The organism is uncultured Subdoligranulum sp., assembly GCF_937890665.1.
Window position 1 is genome coordinate 1 of record NZ_CALADU010000005.1, and the last position, 5887, is coordinate 5887.

Below are 5887 nucleotides of genomic sequence, written 5' to 3' on the forward strand. Positions count from 1 at the left end.
GCCGCAAGATCAAGTATATGTTCCCCAAAGCCCACGCGGTGGCCTACCTGATGGCAGCCATTCGACTGATGTGGTTTAAGGTGTATCATCCGGCGATTTTCTATGCGGTGTACTTTACGGTACGTGGTGCCGACATTGACTACGAAGCGGCAGTGGGCGGCGTTCGTGTGGCTAAGGAGCATCTGCGGGACAATGAGCGCATCCCCAAGGAGGAGCGCACCGCCAAGGATGACGATGCGTTGGTCAGCTTGCAGTTGGAAAACGAGATGCTGCAGCGTGGCTGCCAATTCCTGCCCATTGAATTGGGGAAGAGCCATGCCAGCAAGTATGTGGTGGAAGACGGCAAGGTGCGCCTGCCCTTCACCTCGCTGCGTGGTTTGGGTGAGGCAGCAGCCGTCGCCTTGGAGGAAGCAACCATCCATGGACAGGAATATATTTCCATCGAGGAACTGCAGCAAGCCAGTGGCGTAGCCAGCTCGGTTTTCGATAAACTGCGCTCGGTAGGGGCGTTGGGTAATCTGCCCGAGACCAGTCAGGTGGACCTGTTCAGCCTGATGTGAACCGGTTGAAATTGGAAATAAATCGCAAAAAAAGCTTGCACCAACGGCATATCTGTGTTATACTATACCCCGCATGAGAAGTTAAAGGAGTGCTATTCAATGAACTGGTATGAGATCGCTCTCGGTTGCGTTCTGATTGCAGTATCGCTTTTGATCATCGTATTTACCCTCGCGCAAGAGCAGAAGGGTCAGGGGCTTTCCGCGGCGATCATGGGCGAAAACACCCATATGGCGGCTGGCCGTGAGCGTGGCCTGAATGCCAAACTTGCCAAATGGACGAAGGTCTTTGGCGCAGTGTTTTTCGTGGTCGCGCTGATCGTCTGCGTGCTCAGCGCCCGCCTGTAATCGGAGAAAAGCAGCAATCACAAAACAAAAGGGTCCGCCAAGCGCGTTGAAGAATGATCTGCGCCCCGGCGGGCCGTTTTTTGTGGGAAAGTAGCGGGGAAGGTCCCCGCAATGGAAGGGCTGTGCCGGACGGCACGGCGACGTAAATGAAGGAGTATATATGACACCGTTACAAAAAAGCATTCTTTCTGCGGTAAAGCGCCGTCCTATGACGTTGCGGGAGCTGCAGAATAACCTGCAGGTGGACAATTCCCGCCTGCGCACTACCGTGTCGGCCATGGTGGCTACCGGCGAACTGTCGATGCGCAACGGCACGTATGTGCCGGGCTTTGCCACCTACCAAAATGAAGCCAACCCCGATACCATCCCCTGCACGCTGGTCAAGTTGGCGGCCCGGTTTGGTTTTGCCAGCCGTGACGATGGACAGGGAGATATCTTTATCCCGGGGCGGGCTCTGCATGGCGCCATGCCGCAGGATAAGATCGACGTCAAACTGTTTGACCATCCGCGGGTGGAGGGTTCGTCGGAAGGGGAAGTGGTGGAAGTCACCGTCCCCAACAACCGCTTTGCGGGCACGGTCTGCCTGTCGGATGATGGCCGTTTGGCGGTAGAACCGGATGGCTGCCGGGACGTGAAATTCCTGCTGGCTAAGCAGGGCAGTGAAGGGGTACATCTGGGGGACAAGGTAGGTATTCAGATTACCCACCGCGGTCAGCGCCATAGTGAACACCGTGCCGCTGTTGTGGAAAAGTTTGGTGCCTCGGACCGCGCCTCGGAATGCGCAAAAGCGATTCTGTATGGCCGCAATGTACGGCAGGAGTTCCCGCCCGAGGTGTTGGCGGAGGCCCATGCCTATGACAATGCCACCATCGATTCTGCGGAAGCTGCGCGCCGGATGGATCTGCGGGCGATTCCCATCTTTACCATCGACTCGGCCGAAACCAAGGATATTGATGATGCCATCAGCCTGCAGAAGCTGGAGGATGGCGGCTATGAGCTGGGCGTGCATATTGCCGACGTGAGCCACTATGTCCGGCCCGGCTCTGCGCTGGACAACGAGGCGTTTGAGCGTGCCACCAGTATCTACTATGCCGACAAAGTTATCCCGATGCTGCCCACACAGCTCTCCAATGGGATTTGCTCGCTGAATCCCGATGAAGAGCGGCTGGCCTTTTCCTGCCTGATGCGTCTGGACAGCGAAGGCAACATTCATGGGTATCACTTTGTTAAGACGGTGATCCGCAGCCGTGTAAAGGGTGTTTATAAGGAAATCAATGCGCTGTTGGAACCGGAAGAAGGCGCAGATCTGAGCGCTTTGCAGGAAAAATACGCAGCGGTATTGGACCAGTTGCCGCTGATGGATGAGCTGTACCGCAAGCGTCTGGAGCTGCGGCGTAAGCGCGGCGCCATGGAGATTGAATCCGATGAGGCTAAGCTGATCATCGACGAGGAGGGCCGCTGCGTTGATATCGTTAAGCGGGGCCGCGGTACCTCGGAATGCATGATTGAAGAGTTCATGTTGTTGGCCAACCAGTGCGCAGCCAATGCGGGACGCACCAACAAGGTACCTTTTGTGTATCGTGTCCATGAGGCCCCGGATGCCGAAAAGATGGAAAAACTGTCGGCTACATTGCTGGCCTGTGGTTTGCATGCCAAGTTCAAGAATCCCATTCCGACGCAGTTGGAATTGGCGGCTTTGCTGGACGAAACCCGCGGTCAACCCATTCAGACGCCGGTGCATACGGGTATTTTGCGCAGCATGCAGAAAGCACGGTACGCGCCCCAGCCGTTGGGCCATTACGGCTTGGTACTGGCGGACTATGCCCATTTTACCAGCCCTATTCGCCGGTATCCCGACTTGGCGATTCATCGCATCCTGAGCGATATGCTGGTAGGTGCTTCGGCACAGCAGATGGGCAGCACCTACACGGAATTTGCCCAGCGTGCCAGCGAGCAGTCCAGTAAGAAAGAAGTGGACGCGGTGCGCATCGAGCGTGATGTAGAGGACCTGTACAAGGCGGAATATATGCACAGCCATCTGGGCGAAGTGTATGTCGGTACAGTAGCGGGCATTACGCCCCGCGGCGTCTTTGTGGAATTGGAAAACACCGTGGAAGGCTTTGTGCCGGCAGCGCAGCTCTGCAAGGGCGAAGCACAAGTGGTGGATGGTGTCAGCATGCTGGATCCGCTCACGGGTCGCAGTTGGATGCTGGGTACCTCTATGAAGATTCGCGTGGCTGGCGCCGATGTGGCACTGGGACGCATTGACTTCGAATATATGGTAGAATAAGAAAAAAGCGCATCCCGATGTGGTTAGCCACAGGGATGCGCTTTTGGTTGTGTGGGATTCCTTACAAAATAAAAAAAGCACCTACAACAAAAGTTGTTGGTGCTTTTTTATGGCGGAAAGAGAGGGATTCGAACCCTCGAGGGCTTTAGGGGCCCTACACGATTTCCAGTCGTGCGCCTTAGACCAGCTCAGCCATCTTTCCACAGCAGTTGTTTGACTGCAAGGGCTATTATAGCAATTTACGACAAGGATGTCAAGCGTAAAACGAAATATTTTTTTAGATGAGATTTTCCACAAAAATTGTAAGAACTTACAAAAAGGGGTAAAGCCCTTGCAAGCCCTGTTGCAACGTGCTACAACTATAACTAAATTGTGGGAGTTTCGCGTTTGAAAGGGGTTGTGTTTTGTGTACTCCATTTTTCGAAATCTAGCAATCATTATGATAAGCGCCAAGTTTTTTGCTCTTGTTGCAAGAAAATTTAAGGCGCCGCAGGTCGTGGGAGAAATTATTGCCGGCTTGCTGATTGGACCTTGTGTTTTGAATTTGGTACAAAATAGCGATACCATCGCCGTCTTTGCCGAAATTGGCGTGGTTTTGCTGATGTTTACCACCGGTTTGGGTACAAACTTAAAAGAATTGTTGCGGGCTGGTCCGATTGCTACTTTGATCGCTTGTGTTGGTGTGGCGGTCCCGCTGGTAGGCGGTACGTTGCTGTACAGTTTCTTCTACGGTTTTGCGGCTGTGGGAACGCTGGAATTTTATCGTGCGCTGTTCATTGGCACCATTATGACAGCCACCAGCGTTTCCATTACGGTGGCTACCTTGCAGGAATTGGGGCACCTAAAAAGTTTCCTTGGTACCACCATTGTCAGTGCGGCGGTTATCGATGATGTGATCGGCATTGTGGTGCTTACCTGTGTCATTGGCGCCAGCTCCGGTACGGGTACCGGCCTTGGTCAGGTGCTGCTGAACACGGTACTCTTCTTTGTGGTGGCCATTGTGGTGGGCCTGCTTTTCCACCGCGCGATGCAGTGGCTGGATCGGCGTAATCCCCATACGCAGCGTATTACCATTGTCAGTATCGCCTTCTGCTTTGCGCTGGCGTATGTGGCGGAGGAATACTTTGGAATCGCCGATATTACCGGTGCCTATATCGCCGGCATTGTGCTGTGCACCATGGCCGATGCTTCTTACGTGGAACGCCGGGTGGATATCAGCAACTATGTGATTTTTGCACCGGTTTTCTTTGCCAGCATTGGCCTGAAGACCGATATCAGCGGCCTTACGCCGGACATTTTGCTGTTCTGCATCTGCTTTGTCATTGTGGCGTTGGTTACAAAAATCATCGGCTGCGGGCTGGCCGCCAAAGTTTGCGGTTTTAACTGGGGCGACTCTTTGAAAGTGGGCGTCGGTATGATGACGCGCGGCGAGGTCGCACTGATTGTGGCCCAAAAAGGTCTGGAGGTCAATGTGGTGGATCCCGTCTATTTTACGGCGGTGATTCTGATGATTGTGGTTTCCTCGGTGGCTACGCCGTTGGTGCTTAAGAACTTGTTTGTGAAAATGCCGCCGCAGCCTCATCCTAAACAGATCCAAGGATAAATAGAAAAATCCCGGCCATTGGCCGGGATTTTTTGTGGGTTTAATTCTCAGGATGTCGTACAAAACCGCCCAACTCCTGCGGAGTGGTAAGCCCTTGTGCAAAGGCTTTGGCACGCATGGCGGCATAGAACTCGGCGTAGGTGGCGGCTTGATACGGCGCAAGGAAAAAGAATCCGATTCCATAGGTGAGCCAGCAGAGAAGTGCCCAACCTAAAAAGGACAGCTTTAAAATAAAGCGGTGAAATTTTTCGCCATACATGATTTGGCGGCTTAACTCCATCGCGCGCGAGGTAGTTAGATACGGGTTTTCTGCCATCAAATAGGGAACCAAAGCGTAACAATAAGCCCAGTAGATTCCCGGAATAACGAAAAGAAGCAGACCGACAAAGATTTTTAAGTTGGTTAAAAAGGTGACCTTGACGACATTCAGATAGGGCGTACGAAATACTGTAAAGATCGTACGGAAAGGGGCGCGTCCCTGACGGCTTTCCATAAAATACCGGCATTGTCCCACCGACAAAGGCGTTACCACAAAGGCGCTCCACAAAATATACAGCACCGAGCCGAGCAAAATCACGAGGTAGATGGCCAGCAAGGTTGTGGTAGACAAACTATTCAGCACAGAGCTGTAATAATCCACGGCATCCAGAACATCCTCGCCGGAATAGCGTATTTCCCAGTGGGGGAGTTGCGTGCCGCTAAGAACCATTAACAGTAGGTATACCCAAAACGAGCGCCAATAGCGTCCCCGCAGCGCCTGCCATGCATTGGATTTTAATAACGAACAGGTCCACATACGTGTTTACACCTCCATATTGTAGGATTATTATAGCAAATTCTGGAGGGAAAGCAAGGCAATGAGGAAATCGTACGGCATAAAAGACGAAAAAACGTTGCTTTTGCCTGCCTGAAAAAATAATTGGGATTTTTTCGAAATTTTTTTGAAAAAATGCTTGACTTTTGTTGGGTGGCTGGCTATAATAATACACGTCGCCCGGGTCACGAGGCAAACGAAAGACACGGAAACGACAGCAAATATGCGGATGTGGCGGAACTGGCAGACGCGCTAGATTCAGGTTCTAGTTCCCT

4 protein-coding genes, 1 tRNA gene and 1 pseudogene are annotated in these 5887 nt (G+C 52.7%); 4 read left to right on the forward strand and 2 right to left on the reverse strand.

The window, feature by feature from the left end; translation table 11 throughout:
• From Q0526_RS00215 to rnr, 3 genes and pseudogenes are all read left to right on the forward strand, one after another.
• Positions 1-560: pseudogene (locus tag Q0526_RS00215) on the forward strand (PolC-type DNA polymerase III); the annotation flags it as partial.
• A gap of 99 nt (positions 561-659) precedes the next feature.
• The gene (gene secG / locus Q0526_RS00220) at positions 660-905 is read left to right on the forward strand and encodes a preprotein translocase subunit SecG (RefSeq protein ID WP_298729695.1); all 246 of its coding nucleotides are present in this window, start codon (positions 660-662) and stop codon (positions 903-905) included.
• Between the two features lie 160 nt (positions 906-1065).
• Complete coding sequence (gene rnr / locus Q0526_RS00225; RefSeq protein WP_298729696.1) at positions 1066-3195, forward strand: ribonuclease R; 2130 nt, start codon at positions 1066-1068, stop codon at positions 3193-3195.
• A gap of 110 nt (positions 3196-3305) precedes the next feature.
• Here rnr and Q0526_RS00230 read toward each other — a convergent pair.
• Positions 3306-3397: transfer RNA gene (locus Q0526_RS00230), tRNA-Ser, on the reverse strand.
• Between the two features lie 204 nt (positions 3398-3601).
• Here Q0526_RS00230 and Q0526_RS00235 point away from each other — a divergent pair.
• The gene (locus Q0526_RS00235) at positions 3602-4798 is read left to right on the forward strand and encodes a cation:proton antiporter (protein WP_298729697.1); all 1197 of its coding nucleotides are present in this window, start codon (positions 3602-3604) and stop codon (positions 4796-4798) included.
• Between the two features lie 40 nt (positions 4799-4838).
• Here Q0526_RS00235 and Q0526_RS00240 read toward each other — a convergent pair whose 3' ends face one another.
• Positions 4839-5594 (reverse strand): DUF975 family protein, encoded by a 756-nt coding sequence (locus Q0526_RS00240; protein WP_298729699.1) that lies wholly within the window; start codon positions 5592-5594, stop codon positions 4839-4841.
• Positions 5595-5887: the final 293 nt, after the last annotated feature.

Excerpts from the sequence above, each read along its gene's own strand:
- secG (WP_298729695.1), top strand. The coding sequence starts at position 660 with ATGAACTGGTATGAGATCGCTCTCGGTTGCGTTCTGATTGCAGTATCG.
- rnr (WP_298729696.1), top strand. The coding sequence starts at position 1,066 with ATGACACCGTTACAAAAAAGCATTCTTTCTGCGGTAAAGCGCCGTCCT.
- Q0526_RS00240 (WP_298729699.1), bottom strand. The coding sequence starts at position 5,594 with ATGTGGACCTGTTCGTTATTAAAATCCAATGCATGGCAGGCGCTGCGG.